Source organism: Amycolatopsis acidicola, assembly GCF_007713735.2.
GTDB lineage: Bacteria > Actinomycetota > Actinomycetes > Mycobacteriales > Pseudonocardiaceae > Amycolatopsis_E > Amycolatopsis_E acidicola.
The window spans coordinates 17,841-34,713 of the sequence record NZ_VMNW02000087.1 but is presented as its reverse complement, the minus strand read 5'-3'; the positions used below and the strand labels follow the sequence as shown (position 1 = coordinate 34,713).

The 16,873-nt window shown below is 69.0% G+C and carries 15 protein-coding genes and 3 tRNA genes; 13 read left to right on the top strand and 5 right to left on the bottom strand.

Going from position 1 to position 16,873, the window contains the following annotated elements; genetic code table 11:
- Window positions 1-468 precede the first annotated feature (468 nt).
- From FPZ12_RS36895 to FPZ12_RS36875, 5 genes are all read left to right on the top strand, one after another.
- On the top strand, window positions 469-702 hold the full coding sequence (locus FPZ12_RS36895; protein WP_144753105.1) for a hypothetical protein: 234 nt from the start codon (window positions 469-471) through the stop codon (window positions 700-702).
- Window positions 703-843: 141 nt separating this feature from the next.
- Window positions 844-1,608 carry an SCO6745 family protein gene (locus FPZ12_RS36890; protein ID WP_144753108.1) on the top strand — a complete coding sequence of 255 codons (765 nt, stop codon included), beginning with the start codon at window positions 844-846 and terminating at the stop codon, window positions 1,606-1,608.
- Window positions 1,609-1,802: 194 nt separating this feature from the next.
- Window positions 1,803-1,875 (top strand) — tRNA-Glu (locus FPZ12_RS36885).
- 15 nt (window positions 1,876-1,890) lie between these two features.
- Window positions 1,891-1,964, top strand: a tRNA-Asp gene (locus tag FPZ12_RS36880).
- Between the two features lie 31 nt (window positions 1,965-1,995).
- Window positions 1,996-2,069: transfer RNA gene (locus tag FPZ12_RS36875), tRNA-Phe, on the top strand.
- A gap of 109 nt (window positions 2,070-2,178) precedes the next feature.
- On the opposite strand, the gene FPZ12_RS36870 is transcribed toward FPZ12_RS36875, so the two are convergent.
- Window positions 2,179-2,946, bottom strand: a complete 768-nt coding sequence (locus FPZ12_RS36870) for a glucose 1-dehydrogenase (protein WP_144753112.1) — start codon at window positions 2,944-2,946, stop codon at window positions 2,179-2,181.
- A 495-nt stretch (window positions 2,947-3,441) separates the two neighbouring features.
- Here FPZ12_RS36870 and FPZ12_RS36865 point away from each other — a divergent pair, with 495 nt between their 5' ends.
- The 4 genes from FPZ12_RS36865 to FPZ12_RS36850 are packed head-to-tail and all read left to right on the top strand — an operon-like array spanning window position 3,442 to window position 7,149.
- On the top strand, window positions 3,442-5,727 hold the full coding sequence (locus tag FPZ12_RS36865; RefSeq protein ID WP_144753115.1) for a sensor histidine kinase: 2,286 nt from the start codon (window positions 3,442-3,444) through the stop codon (window positions 5,725-5,727).
- Between the two features lie 36 nt (window positions 5,728-5,763).
- Window positions 5,764-6,192: a roadblock/LC7 domain-containing protein gene (locus tag FPZ12_RS36860; RefSeq protein WP_144753118.1), complete on the top strand. Its 429-nt coding sequence runs from the start codon at window positions 5,764-5,766 to the stop codon at window positions 6,190-6,192.
- Window positions 6,189-6,569, top strand: a complete 381-nt coding sequence (locus FPZ12_RS36855) for a DUF742 domain-containing protein (RefSeq protein WP_144753121.1) — start codon at window positions 6,189-6,191, stop codon at window positions 6,567-6,569. The genes FPZ12_RS36860 and FPZ12_RS36855 overlap by 4 nt, the downstream gene beginning before the upstream one ends.
- Complete coding sequence (locus FPZ12_RS36850; RefSeq protein WP_144753124.1) at window positions 6,550-7,149, top strand: GTP-binding protein; 600 nt, start codon at window positions 6,550-6,552, stop codon at window positions 7,147-7,149. Before FPZ12_RS36855 ends, FPZ12_RS36850 begins: the two co-directional genes overlap by 20 nt.
- 35 nt (window positions 7,150-7,184) lie before the next feature.
- Here FPZ12_RS36850 and FPZ12_RS36845 read toward each other — a convergent pair whose 3' ends face one another.
- The 3 genes from FPZ12_RS36845 to FPZ12_RS36835 form a co-directional block, all read right to left on the bottom strand.
- Complete coding sequence (locus FPZ12_RS36845; RefSeq protein ID WP_144753128.1) at window positions 7,185-7,535, bottom strand: hypothetical protein; 351 nt, start codon at window positions 7,533-7,535, stop codon at window positions 7,185-7,187.
- 1 nt (window position 7,536) lies between these two features.
- On the bottom strand, window positions 7,537-8,079 hold the full coding sequence (locus FPZ12_RS36840) for a hypothetical protein (RefSeq protein ID WP_144753131.1): 543 nt from the start codon (window positions 8,077-8,079) through the stop codon (window positions 7,537-7,539).
- Window positions 8,080-8,184: 105 nt separating this feature from the next.
- Window positions 8,185-8,949 carry an NAD(P)H-dependent oxidoreductase gene (locus FPZ12_RS36835; RefSeq protein ID WP_144753134.1) on the bottom strand — a complete coding sequence of 255 codons (765 nt, stop codon included), beginning with the start codon at window positions 8,947-8,949 and terminating at the stop codon, window positions 8,185-8,187.
- Between the two features lie 43 nt (window positions 8,950-8,992).
- On the opposite strand from FPZ12_RS36835, the gene FPZ12_RS36830 reads away from it, so the two are divergent.
- Both FPZ12_RS36830 and FPZ12_RS36825 read left to right on the top strand, forming a co-directional pair.
- Window positions 8,993-9,982, top strand: a complete 990-nt coding sequence (locus FPZ12_RS36830; protein WP_144753137.1) for a GlxA family transcriptional regulator — start codon at window positions 8,993-8,995, stop codon at window positions 9,980-9,982.
- A 74-nt stretch (window positions 9,983-10,056) separates the two neighbouring features.
- Window positions 10,057-10,674, top strand: a complete 618-nt coding sequence (locus FPZ12_RS36825; protein WP_144753140.1) for a TetR/AcrR family transcriptional regulator — start codon at window positions 10,057-10,059, stop codon at window positions 10,672-10,674.
- Between the two features lie 80 nt (window positions 10,675-10,754).
- Here FPZ12_RS36825 and FPZ12_RS36820 read toward each other — a convergent pair whose 3' ends face one another.
- Window positions 10,755-13,475 (bottom strand): sensor domain-containing protein, encoded by a 2,721-nt coding sequence (locus tag FPZ12_RS36820; RefSeq protein WP_144753189.1) that lies wholly within the window; start codon window positions 13,473-13,475, stop codon window positions 10,755-10,757.
- 192 nt (window positions 13,476-13,667) lie between these two features.
- Here FPZ12_RS36820 and FPZ12_RS36815 point away from each other — a divergent pair, with 192 nt between their 5' ends.
- Both FPZ12_RS36815 and FPZ12_RS36810 read left to right on the top strand, forming a co-directional pair.
- Window positions 13,668-14,828 (top strand): beta-ketoacyl synthase N-terminal-like domain-containing protein, encoded by a 1,161-nt coding sequence (locus tag FPZ12_RS36815; RefSeq protein WP_144753143.1) that lies wholly within the window; start codon window positions 13,668-13,670, stop codon window positions 14,826-14,828.
- Window positions 14,829-14,933: 105 nt separating this feature from the next.
- Entirely contained in the window at window positions 14,934-16,862 is a 1,929-nt protein-coding gene (locus FPZ12_RS36810) for an APC family permease (protein ID WP_144753146.1), read from the top strand.
- Window positions 16,863-16,873 lie beyond the last annotated feature (11 nt).

The window sequence follows — 16,873 nt, the reverse complement described above, 5'->3', positions numbered from 1 at the left end:
CCGCCAAGTCACTGGCCCGCCCCTCATCGCGGCCCGTAAGCGCCACCCACCGAGCTAGTCAAATGCCCGCCCCTCACCTCGAGTCGCAAGGAGCAAACAACACCGGGGGCGCGGGGGTCGCCCCCCGCAAAGCGGAAAGGCACCGCGAGCGGCAAAGCCGCGAGTAGGAATGGAGAGGCCCCCGCGCCAGGGGGAGGAACGCGGGGGCCGGAGGGGATCTCCACAGGCGCTGACCGGGGGTGTGTCAGCAAGTCGATTGTTACATGATTCCGGCCGTTGATGCGAGTGGTCGACATGATTTTTTCGGTCGCTGCGTCATGTCCGTGTTGCTGTGCGTTCACCTGCGGTGGTGGCTGTCCGTCGTGGTCGTGGTGGGGCAGGTTCACTCTGCGGGGGGCTGTGGTGGAGATATTTCGCTGACTAGCCTCGCGGCCAAGTCGCTTGTGAACTAGTCGTCTTGGAGGGGCTATGAGCGGGTCTGTGGAAGTTCGACAGTTCCTCCTTCGGTACGAAGGTGCCGATGGCGGGGTGCCTTCGCAGCGGGGCGGCCATGCTGACGCGCCACGGGTTTCCGATGATCAGGTGCGTCGGGCGCGGATGGCGGTGGCGGCTGGTGCCACTGATGCGGAGGACTGCGCGCAGTTGCTGGACATGCTCGGCCTGATTCCGGACGAGGATGGTCAGAACCCGGCGCAGCGCTAGGTTTCCGCGGTTTTGGGCGGGCGTCGGCTGTCTTCCGGCGCCGGGCCGCGGTGGTCACGGTCGGTGACCGCAACCTTGTTTCTTGATCGTTCGTCGAATCGTGTCCTTGCCGAGGTTTCGTAACAGCGTTATGGTCGCCGTATGGCGATGGCGAGCGAGATCCGTCCGATCGTTCAGGTCTGGGGCGGGAAGTTCATGACGTCGGCCGAGCTGGCCGAGGCCGAGAAGGCGGTCGGTCTGCCGCCCCGGATGCTGTATTTCCGGGGGCGTTCCGCGGTGCTCGGCGATCTGCCGCCGGCGGTGGCCGCCGAGCTGTTCGGGATCTTTCCGCACTGGCTGTTCGCCCTCGTGCTTCCGGCCGCGGTGAATGCGGTCTCCGTGAAGGATGCCGTCGTGGCGTACACCGACGCGCTGGCGCGCTGGTCCGGGACGCACCTGGCTGGACTCGAAGATCCAGAGCGGTTGGCGGCGTTGCTGCAGCAGGTGCTCGCCGGCGCCGATGCCAGCGGCCTTGCTCTCTTCGCGGGCTGGCGAGCGGTCGATGTCCCGGCTGAACCGCTGGCGCGGGTCGGCCACAGCCTCATGGTCCTGCGCGAGTTTCGCGGCGGTGTGCACTTCGCTGCCTTGCGGGCCAACGCGGTGACGGTCCCGGAGGCGGTCGTCGCGGATCCGGAGGGCGGGTACGAGCGTCTCCTGCGCACGGCGTGGCAGCCCGCTGAAGCGGAGGCGTTGGTCGCGCGCGCCCGAGCGCGGAGCGATCTCGACGAACGGTGGCGGCGCGCGGAGGCGATGACGGACGAGGTCGTGACCGAGTTGCTCGACGCGACACTGACGCCTGAGGAGCAGTCGGACCTGCTGTCGTCGCTCCGCGATCTCGACGCGATCGCCAAGGCCCACGAAGAGTGACGCGGCCCACGTTCGCCTGCTCAGGCCCGAAATCGCGGCCATCCGGCGTAGTGTTGAGGCATCCGTGCAGGTCAAACCGCGCGTACGGGCTTAGGGGATACCGGTTTGGAGGCGCTGGAAGGCGTGCCCTATGCTTGTAATCGCTCCCGGGGGGACCTGAGAGCGCGGTCGGTCGGTTCGCCGAAACCGGCCGAGCTCCCATCGTCCAGCGGCCTAGGACTCCGCCCTTTCAAGGCGGCAACGCGGGTTCGAATCCCGTTGGGAGTACGCAGTACGAAGCAAGGCCCTGTGGCGCAGTTGGTTAGCGCGTCGCCCTGTCACGGCGAAGGTCGCGGGTTCGAGTCCCGTCAGGGTCGCAATAGCGTCTGGCTCCCAGCCGGCGTTTCCGGCCAGGTAGCTCAGTTGGTACGAGCGTCCGCCTGAAAAGCGGAAGGTCGCCGGTTCGACCCCGGCCCTGGCCACTCTTCAGACCACAGCGAACAGCCCCCACCGGTGACGGTGGGGGCTGTTTTTTTCGGGTCGCTCCCATCTCCGTCCAAAGAGGACAGAGATGGGGCTCCGAAGCCGAGGTCAGCCCGCGGCCATGCCCGCGTCGATGGGCATCGCGTGGCCGGTGACGTGTTTGGCCGCGTCGGAGGCCAGGTACAGGAACGCTTCGGCGACATCCTCCGGGTCGATCAGCACACCGGTCGGGTGCAGCGCGGCCGCTTCGGGCTCGGTGAACATGCCGGTCTTGATCGCGTTGTCGAGCAGCGAAGTGCGGACCACGCCGGGGCAGACGGCGTTGATGCGGATACCGTTCTTGACGTACTCGATGGCCGCGGTGCGGGTCAGCGCGACGACCCCGCCCTTGGCGGCCGAGTAGTCGGCGATGCCCAGCGGCAGGCCGACCATCCCGGCGATCGACGCCATGTTGACGATCGTGCCGCCGCCCTGGCCCAGCATCTGCGTGATCTCGGCCTTCATCGACAGCCAGACACCCTTGAGGTTCACCGAAACCAGCTTGTCCCAAGCCTCTTCGGTGATTTCGTGCAACGCCGAGCCCTGCTCCTCGATCCCCGCGTTGTTGATCGCGATGTCCAGTCTGCCGTAGGCGTCCACCGTCGCCTTGACGGCGGCATCGAGATCGGCGGCGGAGGTGACGTCGGTGCGGACGAACTGCGCTTCCCCGCCGTCCTTCACGATCTTGCCGGCGGTTTCCTCGCCGCCTTCCGCATTGATGTCGGCGACCACGACCTTGGCGCCCCGTGCGGCGAACAACTCCGCGATCGCGGCCCCGATGCCTTGCGCCGCACCGGTGATGAGCGCGCTCTTGCCGGCCAGCGATGAATCCACCATGGGGTCTCCGACTCCTTGTCGAGATGAGGGAAGTCCGGTTGGGGAACCGACGCGCCACCGGACAGGCGCCGCGCAACCGTAGACCGGGAATCCGTTCCGCGGCAACGGTTGACAGCACGAGGTTGACTCGGAGTCGCGTTCGGACGCGGTTCCGGACGCGGAACCGGACGGTTGACAACCTGGATAAGGTGGCGGAGCTTAACGAGCGATAAGCCTGGGGACACCTACCGCTGCCTCGTTGCGGATCTTCTTGCGCTACAAGAAAATCCGTGGTTCGAGCGCGGGTACGCGCTGCCATGGTGCGGGCGAAATCGTTTTTGGACAAGGGAAAACCATCGCCGGCCGGTGGATCTCCGTGCACTGGCGCGGAGTTTTGCGAGCCAGCCAGGACAGGGCGGTAACTTGCGCGAATCGAAACCCGCACGCCCCCGCGCGGGGCGGGACCGGCTCAAGAGACTCACGCGCCTGCGCGGAAGACGCAGCATCCGGACCAGGGTGCTCGCCATCGCGCTCATCCCGAGCGCGGTACTGCTGATCACCGGCGCCGCCGTGGCGGGCTCGCTGGTCACCTCCGGCATCGCCGCGCGGAACTGGGCGGACATCCTCAAAACCGCGATCCCGCCCTGCATCACCTGGGAAGCCACGGTCCAGCAGGAACTCGCCACGAGCATGCGAGCGCTGGCCGGTGACGCGCAGGCACGCACCGATCTCCAAGGAGTGCGCGACCGTACCAACACCGTGCTCTCCCAGCTCACCGTGCTGGCAGGCATCACGGGGCAGCTGAACCCCGAGGGCGTCGCCAAGACCAACGCCGAGTTCGCCGAGCTGGCCGCGCGACTTCCGGTGGTACGACAGGGAATCGACCAGTCCCAGGTCTCGCCCGCCGACGTGGACGCGCTGTTCACCGGGCTCGGCAGGGCCGTCATGAACGGCATCGCCGACTCCGCGCGCACCACCTCCGACGCGGCGGCCGCCCGCGAGCAGATCACCACTGTGGACCTGTTCCGCGTGATGGAGGCGCAAGGCCGGGCGAACGGAGTGGCCGCGGTGCTGACCACGCGCGGCCAGCTCACCCCGGACGAACGGGTTTCCTTCACCCAGTTCGTCGGCACCTACCGCCAGGGGCTCGAAGGCCAGTTCAGCCGCCTGCCCGCGGCGGAACAGGACCGCTACACCAGACTCGTCAACGGCGACGCCTGGAAAACCGCGCAGGCAGCGGAGGATTCGCTGAGCACCACCGGCTCGCTGCGCATCCAGCTCGCCGACTACCGCGACGCCGAAAACCAGGTCGCCACCGAGCTGCTCGGCCTGTGGTCCGATCACTTCACCTACGGCGCGGACATCGCGGGCGACGCCGCCGACACCACGCTCCTGCAGTCGATCATCGCCGGGCTGATCACGCTGATCGTGGCCGTCGCCGCGTTCTTCGTTTCGGTCCGGCTCGCCAACGCGCTCGTGCGCAGGCTGCGCCGGCTGCGCTCGCAGACCCTCGAACTGGCCGAGGTGAAACTCCCCGGCCTGGTGCGGCGGCTGCACGACGGCGACCAGGTGGACGTGGACGCCGAGGTGACGCCGATCGACCGCGGCGACGACGAGATCGGCCAGGTCGCCGAGGCGTTCAGCGCCGCGCAGCGGACCGCGATCGCGGCGGCCACCGCAGAGGCGAAGACACGCGGTGGCCTCAACAAAGTCTTCCTCGACATCGCGCACCGCAGCCAGATCGTGGTGCACCGCCAGCTGGACGTGCTGGACGTCGCCGAGGCCAAACAGAGCGACCCCGAGCACCTCGAGCTGTTGTTCCAGCTCGACCACCTGACCACCGCGGCCCGCCGCAACGCGGAAAACCTGCTGATCCTCGGCGGCGGCCAGCCGGGCCGGAAATGGCGCAACCCGGTGGCGCTGGAGGAAGTCGTGCGAAGCGCGATCTCCGAGACCGAGGACTTCGCGCGCGTCAGCGCGGTCCGGCTGCCCGAGGTGAAGGTGATGGGCTCCGCGGTCGCGGACATCCTGCACCTGCTGGCGGAACTGGTGGACAACGCGACTTCGTTCTCCCCGCCGGGCGCCCCGGTCGCGGTGCGCGGCAACGTGGTCGGCAAGGGTGTCGCGGTGGAGATCGAGGACCAGGGCCTCGGCATCCCGTTCGACGAACGCGAGGAACTGAACGAGCGGCTGCGCAATCCGCCGGACTTCCAGGAGATGGCGCTGGCCGGGCAACGCAACCTCGGGCTGTTCGTGATCGGGCAGCTGGCGCGCAAGCACGGCATCGTGGTCAACCTGGTGGACTCCGCGTACGGCGGGATCAAGGCGATCGTCCTGATCCCGGCCAAGATCATCGACACCGAGGAGCCGGCGGACGTCGAGCCCTCGGCGGCCGAAACCCGGGCCGACCTCACCCCGATCCGGCGGGCGCGGCACGCCCGGCACGCGAGGGTGCCGTCGTTCGTGCCGGAGGCGGCGGTCGATCCGGTGCCGAGGCCGGCGCGTTCCGACGAAGACTTCGACCCGCGGCGGTGGCCGCAGGAGGAACCCGTGACGGAGTCGCTGTCCCCCAGCCCGCACCGGCGTGCCGCGAGCCCGGCGACGGTGTCCGTCGGTTCGCCGGGCCGGAAACCGCTTCCCCGCCGGCGCCGCCAGGCGAACCTGGCGCCACAGCTCCAGACCGAGCAACCGTCCACATCGGACTCGCTCGAGCTTCGCAGCCCGGACGCGGCACGCAGCAGCATGTCCGCGTTCCAGCGGGGGACGTGGCAGGCCCGCAAAAGTCGCGACGACGCGCAGTAGCCCGGAAAGAGATCGATGAAGACGGATGGTGCGGCGATGAACGAAGACGTGGCGGTCAAGCCCCAGGGAGCCAGATTGGACTGGCTGCTGGACGACCTCGTCAACCGGCTACCGGGAGCCGAGAAGGCGGTGGTGCTCTCCTCCGACGGGCTGGCACTCGGCCGCTCGGCGAGCCTCGACCGGGAAGGGGGCGAGCACCTTTCCGCGATGGCGTCGGCGTTCCGCAGCCTCGCCCGCGGCGTCGGCAGCCAGTTCGACAAGGGCGCGGTGCAGCAGACGGTGGTCGAGCTGGAGCACGGCTACCTGGTGGTGACCGAGGCCGGGGTCGGCGCCTGCCTGGCGCTGATCGCCGGGGTGAACGCCGATCTCGGCATGGTCGCGTACGAGATGAATGTGCTGGTGGGGAAGGTCGGGACGAACCTGACGGCCCCACCCCGTGAGGCGCCGATCCCGCAGACGCCGTGAGGCACGAGGACACCTCCTGGTTCCAGGACGATCCGGGCCCGCTGGTCCGGCCGTTCGCGGTCACCCGTGGCCGCGCCGGGAGGGATCTGCACAAACTCGATCTCATCACGCTCGTGGTGGCCGTCCGGCCGGCGTCGGACGTCGCGACGCTGGACCGCGAGTACGGCGACATCCTGCGCATGTGCCAGGGCAGGCCGATGTCGCTCGCGGAGATCGCGGCCCAGCTGAAACTGCTGCTGGCCGCGGTCAAGGTCCTGGTCAGCGACCTGATCGAGTCGGGACATCTCATCTTCCGGTCGCCGCCGGCTCCCTCCGGGGACCGGCGGCCCAACATCGAACTGTTGCAGGCGGTGCTTGATGGCGTACGGAAACTCTGAGCCGGTTGGCGATCCCGGGCTGGACGGGGTGCAGGCCGTCAAGCTGCTCGTCGCGGGCGGCTTCGGGGTCGGCAAGACCACGCTCGTCTCGTCGGTCAGCGAGATCCGGCCACTGCGCACCGAGGAGCGGCTGACCGAGCTCGGTGCGACGGTCGACGACCTGAACGGCGTGGAGCACAAGACCACGACCACGGTGGCGCTGGACTTCGGGCGGATCACGATCAACCCGAAGGTGGTGCTGTACCTGTTCGGCACTCCCGGACAGGACCGGTTCTGGTTCATGTGGAAGGAGTTGTCGGTCGGCGCGCTGGGCGCGGTGGTGCTCGCCGACACGAGGCGGCTCGAGGACTGCTTCGCCGCGGTGGACTTCTTCGAGTCGCGCGGCATCGACTTCGTCGTCGCGGTGAACTGCTTCGACGGCGCGGAGATCTACGAGCCGGACGAGGTGCGCGCGGCGCTCGACCTCAACCCGGACGTCCCGATCCAGCTGTGCGACGTGCGGGACCGCGGCTCCGCCAAGCGGGTGCTGCAGGTCCTGCTCGAGTACCTGATGGACAAGGCGACGTCGGTGCCCGCCTGAGGACGCCCCCTAGGGCACGGACGTCGCCTCGGTGGTCAGTTGGTGCGGAGCAGCTCGTTGAAGAAGGTGCGGTAGCGCCGCAGCGCGAGCCGCAGGTCCTCGGTGGCGACGGATTCACCTTGCTGCCATTGGGTTTCCAGGTTCCGCTTGTGCTCGGCGAACGTCGTGGCCAGTGTCTGGATCACCTCGGCGACGAGCTGGTCCGCGTCATGCACCGCTTCGCGCGGGTCGTCGACGAAGGCGGTCTGCAGGGCGCGCCAGCGGTCGAGGAAGGCTTCGACCTTTTCGTGCTCGAAGAGTTCGACTTCCTCGGCCGGCTCGGGGGTTTCCGGGCTTTCGGGCGCGGGCGCGGCCAGGTCTTCGGTGCTCAGCCCTTCGGTTCTCATCTCACTTGCTCCCCTCCCGCTCGGCGAGCAGGTCGTCGAACACGGTCCGGTAGTGCACCATCGCCTTGCGCAGCGCTTCGGTGTCGGCTCTCGTCTTCTCGTTGCCCCGCAACGTTTCCCGCGCCCTCCGGTAGTGCTCCAGGGTGCGCGCGTGCTCGACCGACAGGTCGTTGACCTGCTGCTCGTAGCCTTCGGTCGGGTAGCCGCGGTCGGCCATCAGCCTCGTCAGCACCCGGTCCGCCTCGCCGATCGCGTCGTCGGGGCGGTCGACGAACCGCTCCTGGATCAGCGACCACTGCTGCCGGTAGTGCTCGCGCGCCGAATCGGAAAGCGGCCGGATGTCGAGCTTGTCGTGCCGCCGTTCCCTGGCCAGCAGGTCGCGTTCGGCCTTCGTCCGGTTCGGGCTGTCCTCGACGGCCCGGTCGTATTCGGGCCCGAACCGCTCGCGCAGCCTGCGACGCCGCTGTGTCCGCAGTCCGAAGGCGATCAGCGCCGCCACCACGAGGACGGCGACGACGACAACGATGATCATCGACGTGGACATCGTTCTTCCTCCTCTGCCAGTCGTCCCCCCGGGCGAGGTGTTGGGGTGCGCTTTTCGCGGCCGGTGAAAACGCTTTCCCGGCGCTGAATCGGTGCAGGCGCCGGCTTACCCGAGGTGCACGTCCGGGCCGGTGCGTCCCGCGGCCAGTTCCGGCTTGAGCACCAGGTCCTCGTCGTAGTCGCCGCCGTTCTGAGTGCGGAACGGCACCGGTTCGGTGGTGCCCAGCGTTTCGATCCGACGGCGCAACTCCTTCGCGGCCGTCGAGTACTCGGCTTCGCCCATCCGGTCCGCGCTGTAGAACACCAGCGGCGGCAGCGGCGCCAGCCCCGCGTACCAGAAAGTGCCGTGCTGCAAGGGAAACAGCGTGTGCTGGATGTCGCCGTTGACCCCGCGCGGGCCGAAGGCGGACTCGCGCCCGCCAACGGTGAGCACAGCCAGCGCACGCTTCCCGGCCAGCGTGCCTTCGCCGTAGCGCAGCACCTTGCCGCCGGAGTCGGTGATGCCGTAGCCGAAGCCCTTGGTGAACACGCGGTCGAACCAGCCCTTGAGGATCGCGGGCATCCCGTACCACCAGAGCGGGAACTGGAGCACGACCGCGTCGGCCCAGATGAGTTTTTCCTGCTCCGCCAGGATGTCCGGGCTCAGCCGCCCCTCGGTCAGCGCGGTGGCGGACGCGCCCGCGACCTTGAGCCGCTCGTCCGGGTCGAGCGCGTAGTCCTCGCGGCTGACCACCGGGTTCCAGTTCATCGCGTAGAGGTCGGACAACCGGTACTCGTGGCCCTGCTCGGTCAGCGCGCGCAGGCCCTCGTCGCGCAGGGACGCGTTGAGCGAACGCTGTTCCGGGTGGGCAAAGATCCACAAAACCTTCATGGCACCAGCCTGCCGAGTGGTTGAGAGTGCAACCAGTGGCTTGATGGCCAGGTTGTGCAAGGATCGGGCCATGCATCGGATCGCCGTTTTCGTCCGTCCCGGCGTGCTCCCCTTCGAGCTGGGCACCGTGCACCGGCTCTTCGGGGAGGCGCGCTCGCCGGATGGTGAGCCGCTCTACGAGGTCATGACCTGCACACTCACCCCCGGCGACGTGCGTACCGACGCCGATTTCACCGTGCACGTCGGCTACGGCCCGGAGCTGCTGGCCAAGGCGGACACGGTGGTGTTCCTCTCCGCCGAAGTCGACTACGAGCCGCAGAGAGGCGGCCCGCTGCGCGGCCCGATGGCCGACGTCGTCGCGCAGATCCGGCCCGGCACGAGAATCGCGTCGATCTGCACGGGGGTGTTCGTGCTCGCGGCGGCCGGGCTGCTCGACGGCAGGCGCGCGACCACGCACTGGCACTCGGCCGCTGATCTTCGCCGGCTGTACCCGGCCGTCCAGGTCGAGGAGAACGTGCTCTACACCGACTCCGGCGACGTGCTCACCTCCGCCGGGGTGGCCGCGGGGATCGACCTGTGCCTGCACATGATCCGGCGCGACCACGGCGTCGCCGTCGCCAACCGGGTCGCGCGCGGCACCGTCGTCGCGCCGCATCGCGAAGGTGGGCAGGCACAGTTCATCCGGCGGCCGGTGCCCGAGCCGCGATCTTCGTCCACGGCGCGTGCGCGCGCGTGGGCGCTTGAGCATCTCGGCCGGCCGTTGTCACTGCGCGAGCTGGCGGAGCAGGAGGCGATGAGCGTGCGCACCTTCACCCGCCGCTTCCGGGAGGAGGTGGGCGTTTCCCCGGTGCAATGGTTGACCCAGCAACGGATCGAGCGCGCCCGGCAGTTGCTGGAGGAAACGGAACTGCCCGTGGACCGGGTGGCCGAGGATGCCGGTTTCGGCACCGCGGCCTCGCTGCGCCAGCACCTGCAGGCGACGCTCGGGGTGTCCCCGCGCGCGTATCGTGCGACGTTCCGCGGCAACCCTTGATCAAATGTCCACTGTGGATTCTTTCACCTCGGTGGCGGAATTTCTCATGGGGCCAGAACCGATACAGTTGCGCAATGTCTGGCGGGAAGCGCCGCACCCAGGCGGAGCGGCGGGCGGCCACGCGGATGGCCTTGCTCGAGGCGACCGTGGAGTGCCTTGTGGACTACGGCTACCGGAATGTCACCAGCGCGCAGATAGCCACGCGCGCGGGTGTGACACGTGGCGCGCAGGCGCACTACTTCGCGAACAAGACGGAACTGGTGGTGGCGGGCCTGGAACACGCGACCACGAAGATCGTCGACGAGTTCCGCGCGGATCCGCCGCGCCGGCCCACCGAAGCGGAAACCGTGATGGCGCTGGTGGACAGGTTGTGGGAGCTGCACGAGAGCAAACCGTTCACGGCGGTGACGGAGCTGTGGCTGGGGAGCCGCACGGACCCGGAACTGCGCTCGCACGTCGGGCGGTTCAACCGGCAGCTCGCCGGCGGCATGAACGACCTGCTCAATGAGGTCGTCCCCGATTTCCTCAGCAGGCCAAGGGGAACGGCCGTGATGCTCACCGCGTTCGCGGCCATCCGCGGGGTGCTGCTGATGAGTTTCGTGTCCAGCCCGCGCACGGTCGCCGCGCTGTGGGCCGTCACCCGCGGTGAGCTGGAAAACCTGGTGGCGCAAGTGATCGAGGCTCCGGGCTAACGCCGTACATACCGGCAGGCAGGTATATTTCAGTGCGGCTGTTCGGTGACCGGGCGCGCAGGGGGCGCTCAGTCCCCGGCTCAGGGCCAGAGTTTCCCGGCGGGCGCGGGTTTCCCGAGGTAGTACCCCTGCGCCTGATCGCACCCGAGTTCGCGGAGCAGTTCCAGCTGCGCCGGGTTTTCCACCCCTTCGGCCACCACGGTCAGGTGCACCGCGTGCGCCATCACGATGATGCTCTTCACGATCGCCTCGGAGTCCGTGGACTCACCGAGCCCGGTGATGAACGAGCGGTCGATCTTGAGTGTGTCCAAAGTGAGCTGATGCAGCTGCGCGAGCGAGGAGTAACCGGTGCCGAAGTCGTCGATCGCGAGGCGGACTCCCAGCGCCCGCAAGGCTCCCAGCGTTTCCCCGGCCAGCGCGGCGTCGCGCATGAGAGCGCTTTCCGTGATCTCCAGGCACAGCGCGGACGGCGGCAGGCCCGCCACGGAAAGCGCTTCCTCGATGCCGGTCACGAGCCCGGGATCGTCCAGCTGCCGGGTGGACAGGTTGATCTTCAGCTCGACGTCCACCCCGCGGCCGCGCTGCTGGGCGAGCTCGCGCGTGGTCTCGCGCAGCATGTACTCACCGAGCTGGTTGATGAGGTCGCTTTCCTCCGCCAGCGGGATGAACTCCGTCGGCGGCACCTGTCCGTGCACCGGATGGGTCCAGCGCAGCAGTCCTTCGACCGCGACCATCCGGTTCGTGCCGAGGTCCACCACCGGCTGGTAGGCGGGCCACAGGTGGCCGCGGCGCACCGCGTCGCGCAGGTCCTGTTCGAGCCGGAGCCGGCGCTGCATCCGTTCCCGCAGTTGCACGTTGAAGAACTCGTACCGGCTGCGGCCGAGCTGTTTCGCTTGGTACATCGCGACATCCGCGTCGCGCAGCAGATCGTGCGCGGCACGCCGGTCGGCCGGGCCGACGAGCACGATGCCGATGCTGGCGTCGACGTGCAGCTGCCTGCCGTCCACCCCGATCGGCTCGGTGAGCGAATCGCGCAGCCGTTCGGTGAGCGCGCGCGCCTCGGGCTCGCCGCCGATGCCGGGGGCGATCACCACGAACTCGTCCCCGCCCAGCCTGCCGACGATGTCGCCGGGCCGGACGCTGCGGCGCAGCCTGTCCCCGGCGAGCTTGAGCACCCGGTCGCCGACGGAGTGGCCGAGCGAGTCGTTGATCACCTTGAACTTGTCGAGGTCGATGAACAGCACCGCTATCGACGCGCGGTCGTCCGCGTGCAGCAGCGCGGTGAGCTGGTCGAGCGCGAGCGAGCGGTTGGCAAGGCCGGTCAACGGATCGTGCGTCGCGTCGTGCTCCAGGCGTTCGCCGATCGCGCGGCGCTCGGTGATGTCGGTGAACGACAACACGAAGGCGCTGCTGGAATCCTGCGGGCTCATCGCGCGGCACGAGACGGACAGCCACACCGTGCGCCCGTCACGCCGCAGCACCTGCATCACGCGACCCTGCTGAGCTATCCCGGTGCGGCGCACCTGCGACGACGGATACTCGTTCGTCGACAGCCGCTGGCCGGACTCGTCGTAGAGCGGCCAGGCGTGCGGCGACGCCCCGAGCATCGACGACTCCGGCACGCCGAGTATCCGTTCGGCCGCCGGGTTCGCCGAGATCAGCAGCCCGTTCGGGCCGATCACGAGCACGCCTTCGTCGAGCGAAGCGACGACCGTGCTGAACTGGCGCTCGGCCTGGCGGCGTGCCGTCTCGTCCGCGCAGACCAGCACGTAGCCGCCGTCCATCTCGGCCACCGACACGCGCATCGACAACGGCGTGCCGTCCGCCGCGCGGTGCGTCGCCTGCACGACACCGCCGGCCCGCACCGCGACCGCCGGGTCGAACCTGGCCCCGACGAGCTCACCCACGTGCCTGCGCAGTGCGTCGGCGGCCGGGAGCCCGTAGATCGCTTCGGCGGCCGGGTTCCAGCTGGTCACCCTGCCCTGCGCGTCGGTGGCGATGATCGCGTCACTGACGTGCTCGACCAGCGCGGCCTGATAGCGCAGCGCGCTCTCCGCCGCCCGCTGCGCGCTGACGTCGCGCATCACGACCTGGTACGCCGGGCGGCCCTCCCAGGTGGTGCGGACCGACTTGACCTCCATCGGGAAGGTGCTGCCGTCGGGCCGGAGGAACATCGCCTCCGCGGATTCGGAGGTGGCGCCCGGCTCGTTGAGGTGCTCGAGCCGTTCGAGCATCTCCGGCACCGACCCGTCGTGCACGAAATCGGTGATCGGCCTGCCCAGCAGGGAGTCACGTGAACCGCCACCGGCGAGCCTCGCGGCCGCCGGGTTGACGTACGTGAGCACGCCGTCCTGGTGCACGGCGATCATGTCCGGGCTCAGCTCGACGAGCAGGCGGTAGCGGTCGGCGAGGTCGGCCAGCTCGCGGCGTTCCTCGTGCCTGTCCGTGACGTCGCTGGCGATGCCCAGCAGCCCGCACTGGTCGCGGCGGGCGCGAAAGCGCAGCCACCTCGTCGCGCCGGACGGCTGCGTGTACCGCTGCTCCAGTTCGAGGTCCTGCCAAAGGCCGGTGGTGTCCACGGCGGCGAGCAGCGGCTGGACCAAACGGGTGAGCCGGGACTTGACCTTCTTGGCCGGGACGCCGAGCAGTTTGTCCATCCCGTCGTTCCAGGACAGCGTGCCGCTCGCCGAGTCCAGCGCCCAGATCACCGCACGATCTGCGGAGAGTGCCAGGTCAACGATCTGCTCCTGGTCGATCGGCGCGACGGAAGGGCGGTCCGCCCCGTTGGCATTTGCCTCCATCACCCGTCCGATCCGCCGAAGGTCCGCCCGGGAGACGTTACTCCGTCCAGAGCAACGACCTGGGTCGAAAGCACCCATCCCGCCGATACCAGCTTGCCACGGCAAAGACTGGAAAGCCCCTGGTCGTTGGCCTTGTAGGTCCATTCGAACCCGAATGGATCGTAGAGGTACGCGCAAGAAGGGGCGAGTGTCATGGACTCGCGGAACATAGGAATCTGTGGAATCGGAACCGTCACGGGCTACGGCTGGAGCCGGGAGCGCTTCTGGGACGGGCTCAGTGTCGGCAAGCACGCGGCCACGCTGACCGGCGGCTACGGGGCGAACCGGGACGAGGCGGCCTGGGTCGCCAGCGTTTCGGACGCCGGCAACCCGGTCGACGGCCCCAGCCGCTTCGCCAAAGCGATGCGAGCCGCGGCGAGGGAGGCGATTTCCGACGCCGAGGGACGCGGCTGGCGGCCCGGCCGGAGGGTCGGACTGCTGCACGCGGTCGTGCTCGGCGAGGTGGATCTCTGGCGTGAGTTCTACCTCGAACGCAACGGCAACGTGCGGCCGAGGGAGTACCTGGGGCTGATGCCCTCGACACCGATGTCGACGTTCATGCAGGAGTACGGCTTCCACGGCCCGGCGATGAACGTCTCGGCGATGTGCGCTTCGGGCAACGCCGGGCTGCTCACCGCGAAGGCCTGGATCGACGGCGGAATCGTGGACGACGTGGTGTTCGTCGCGACCGACCTGTCCGCGACTCCCGAGAACGTGCTGCATTTCGTGCGGCTGGGCGTCGCGGCCGTCGACACCGAGCCGACGGACGTGTGCCGCCCGTTCCAGGAGGGCAGCCGCGGCTTCGGCTTCGGGGAGGCGTCGGTTTCGTTCGTGTTGTCGCGTTCGTCGGAACGGCCGTACGCGCTGGCGCTCGGCGGGTCGATGTCGCACGACGGGTACCACGTGACCAGCGTCGATCCCGGCCTGGAGCAGGTACGCGCGTGTTTCCGCGACGCGCTCGACAACGCCGGGGTGCCGGCTTCGGAGGTGCGCTACTTCAACGCGCACGGGCCGGGCACGGCACAGTGCGACCGCGCGGAAGCCACCGTGCTGGCCGAGTTCTTCGGCGAGGAGACCGGGATCTACTCGGTCAAACCGCTGGTCGGGCACTGCCAGGGCGCGGCTTCCGCGGTCGAGATGGCGGTGGCCGCGATGGGCTACGACCGCGGTTACCTGCCGGCACCGGTCGCGGTGTCGCCGGGGCACCCGCAGTTGCTCAGCGGGAGGACCCCGGTCGGTGACGGGCTGACCGTCAAGTCCTCGCTCGGGATGGGTGGCCACAACTCCGTCGTTGTTCTCGCACCGCCCGCGTGACGGACCGCCGTGGGGGCCACAGGCTCGCGCCCGGCCCCCACGGCCCTCCGTCCCGTCGGCGATGATGTCCCCGGACAGGACCGGAACTCCGGCGGAGGGGACGACGTGGCCGCACCCACGGTCAAGGCCTGGCTGCTCGAGGGCGAGCACAAACGCGCCCGCCAGCTCAGCGGCGGCAACCAGGAACAGAAGCACGACCGCGATCACCGCTGGTGGAAGGTCATGTGCCTCACCGGCGTCGACTACTTCTCCACCCTCGGTTACCAGCCCGGCATCGCGGCGCTCGCGGCCGGACTGCTCTCCCCGGTGGCCACGATCGTGCTGATCGTGCTCACCCTCGCCGGCGCGCTGCCGATCTACCGCAGGGTGGCCGCGGAAAGCCCGCACGGGCAGGGCTCGCTCGCGATGCTGGAGAAGCTGCTGGCGCGGTGGAAGGGCAAGCTGCTCGTCCTGGTGCTGCTCGGCTTCGCTGCCACGGACTTCGTCATCACGATCACCCTCTCCGCCGCCGACGCCGCCGCGCACGCGGTGGAAAACCCTTACCTGCCAAGCTTTCTGCACGGCCAGAACATGCTGATCACGCTCGTGCTGATCCTGTTGCTCGGCCTGGTGTTCCTCAAGGGCTTCGCCGAGGCGATCGGGTTCGCCGTCGTGCTGGTCGCGCTGTACCTGGCGCTGAACCTGGTCGTGGTGATCGACTCGCTGGTCCACGTGCTGACCAGCGAGCACCTCGTGGTGCAGTGGCAGAACATGCTGACCACCGAGCACGGCAGCGTCTGGGCGATGATCGGGATCTCGCTGATCGTGTTCCCCAAGCTGGCGCTCGGGCTGTCGGGGTTCGAGACCGGCGTGTCGGTGATGCCGCTGGTGCGGGGCGCCAAGGACGACGCCGTGCTGGAGCCGAAGGGCCGCATCCGCAACACCCGCAAGCTGCTCACCACCGCCGCGCTGATCATGAGCGCGTTCCTGATCACCAGCAGTTTCGCGACCACCGTGCTGATCCCGCAGGAGGAGTTCGGCGACGGTGGCAAGGCCAACGGCCGCGCGCTGGCGTACCTCGCGCACAACTACCTCGGCAACGCCTTCGGCACGGTCTACGACCTCAGCACCATCGCGATCCTGTGGTTCGCCGGCGCCTCCGCGATGGCCGGCCTGCTCAGCCTCGTGCCGCGTTACCTGCCGCGCTACGGGATGGCGCCGAGCTGGGCGGCGGCGACGAGGCCGCTGGTGATCGTGATCGCGGTGATCGCGTTCGTGATCACCTGGATCTTCGACGCGAACGTGGACGCGCAGGGCGGCGCGTACGCCACGGGTGTGCTGGTGCTGATCTCGTCGGCGGCGCTGGCCGTGACGTTGTCGGCGTGGCGCCGCAGGCAGCGCGGTGCCTTCGCGGCGTACGCGGTGATCACGGCGGTGTTCTTCTATACGACGATCGCGAACATCGTGGAACGCCCGGACGGGGTCAAGATCGCCGCCTTCTTCATCGTGGCGATCGTCGTGACCTCACTGGTCTCGCGCGCCACGCGCTCGCTGGAACTGCGCGCGGTGGACGTCGAGTTCGACGCCCCGGCCCGGCGCATCATCGACAAAGCCGTGCGGGGCGGGCACATCCGGATCATCGCCAACGAACCCGACGCGCGGAACGAGGCCGAGTACGAGGAGAAGGAACGGGAGGCGCGGGAGGACAGCCACATCCCGCACGACTGCCCGCCGATCTTCCTCGAGGTGACCATCTCCGACGCCTCGGACTTCGAGTCGGCCCTGCGGGTGCACGGCGAAAAGCGCTACGGCTACCGGATCCTGCGCGTGAAGAGCCCGTCGATCGCCAACGCCATCGCCGCGATCCTGCTGCAGATCCGGGACGACACCGGGCTGCGCCCGCACGTCTACTTCAGCTGGACCGAGGGCAACCCGTTCAAGTTCCTGGTGCGCTACCTGTTCTCCGGTGACGGCGACGTGCCGCCGGTGACCAGGGAGGTGCTGCGGCGGGCGGAGCCGGACCCCGAGCGTCGTCCCATGGTGCACGTCGGCTGATCCGCAAGGGG

Bases quoted from the DNA above. Each gene is read 5' to 3' on its own strand.
- FPZ12_RS36850 (WP_144753124.1), top strand. From the start codon at position 6,550: ATGGCGTACGGAAACTCTGAGCCGGTTGGCGATCCCGGGCTGGACGGG.
- FPZ12_RS36835 (WP_144753134.1), bottom strand. From the start codon at position 8,949: ATGAAGGTTTTGTGGATCTTTGCCCACCCGGAACAGCGTTCGCTCAAC.
- FPZ12_RS36895 (WP_144753105.1), top strand. From the start codon at position 469: ATGAGCGGGTCTGTGGAAGTTCGACAGTTCCTCCTTCGGTACGAAGGT.
- FPZ12_RS36825 (WP_144753140.1), top strand. From the start codon at position 10,057: ATGTCTGGCGGGAAGCGCCGCACCCAGGCGGAGCGGCGGGCGGCCACG.
- FPZ12_RS36815 (WP_144753143.1), top strand. From the start codon at position 13,668: ATGGACTCGCGGAACATAGGAATCTGTGGAATCGGAACCGTCACGGGC.
- FPZ12_RS36860 (WP_144753118.1), top strand. From the start codon at position 5,764: ATGAACGAAGACGTGGCGGTCAAGCCCCAGGGAGCCAGATTGGACTGG.
- FPZ12_RS36890 (WP_144753108.1), top strand. From the start codon at position 844: ATGGCGATGGCGAGCGAGATCCGTCCGATCGTTCAGGTCTGGGGCGGG.
- FPZ12_RS36840 (WP_144753131.1), bottom strand. From the start codon at position 8,079: ATGTCCACGTCGATGATCATCGTTGTCGTCGTCGCCGTCCTCGTGGTG.
- FPZ12_RS36830 (WP_144753137.1), top strand. From the start codon at position 8,993: ATGGCCAGGTTGTGCAAGGATCGGGCCATGCATCGGATCGCCGTTTTC.
- FPZ12_RS36820 (WP_144753189.1), bottom strand. From the start codon at position 13,475: ATGGAGGCAAATGCCAACGGGGCGGACCGCCCTTCCGTCGCGCCGATC.
- FPZ12_RS36870 (WP_144753112.1), bottom strand. From the start codon at position 2,946: ATGGTGGATTCATCGCTGGCCGGCAAGAGCGCGCTCATCACCGGTGCG.
- FPZ12_RS36845 (WP_144753128.1), bottom strand. From the start codon at position 7,535: ATGAGAACCGAAGGGCTGAGCACCGAAGACCTGGCCGCGCCCGCGCCC.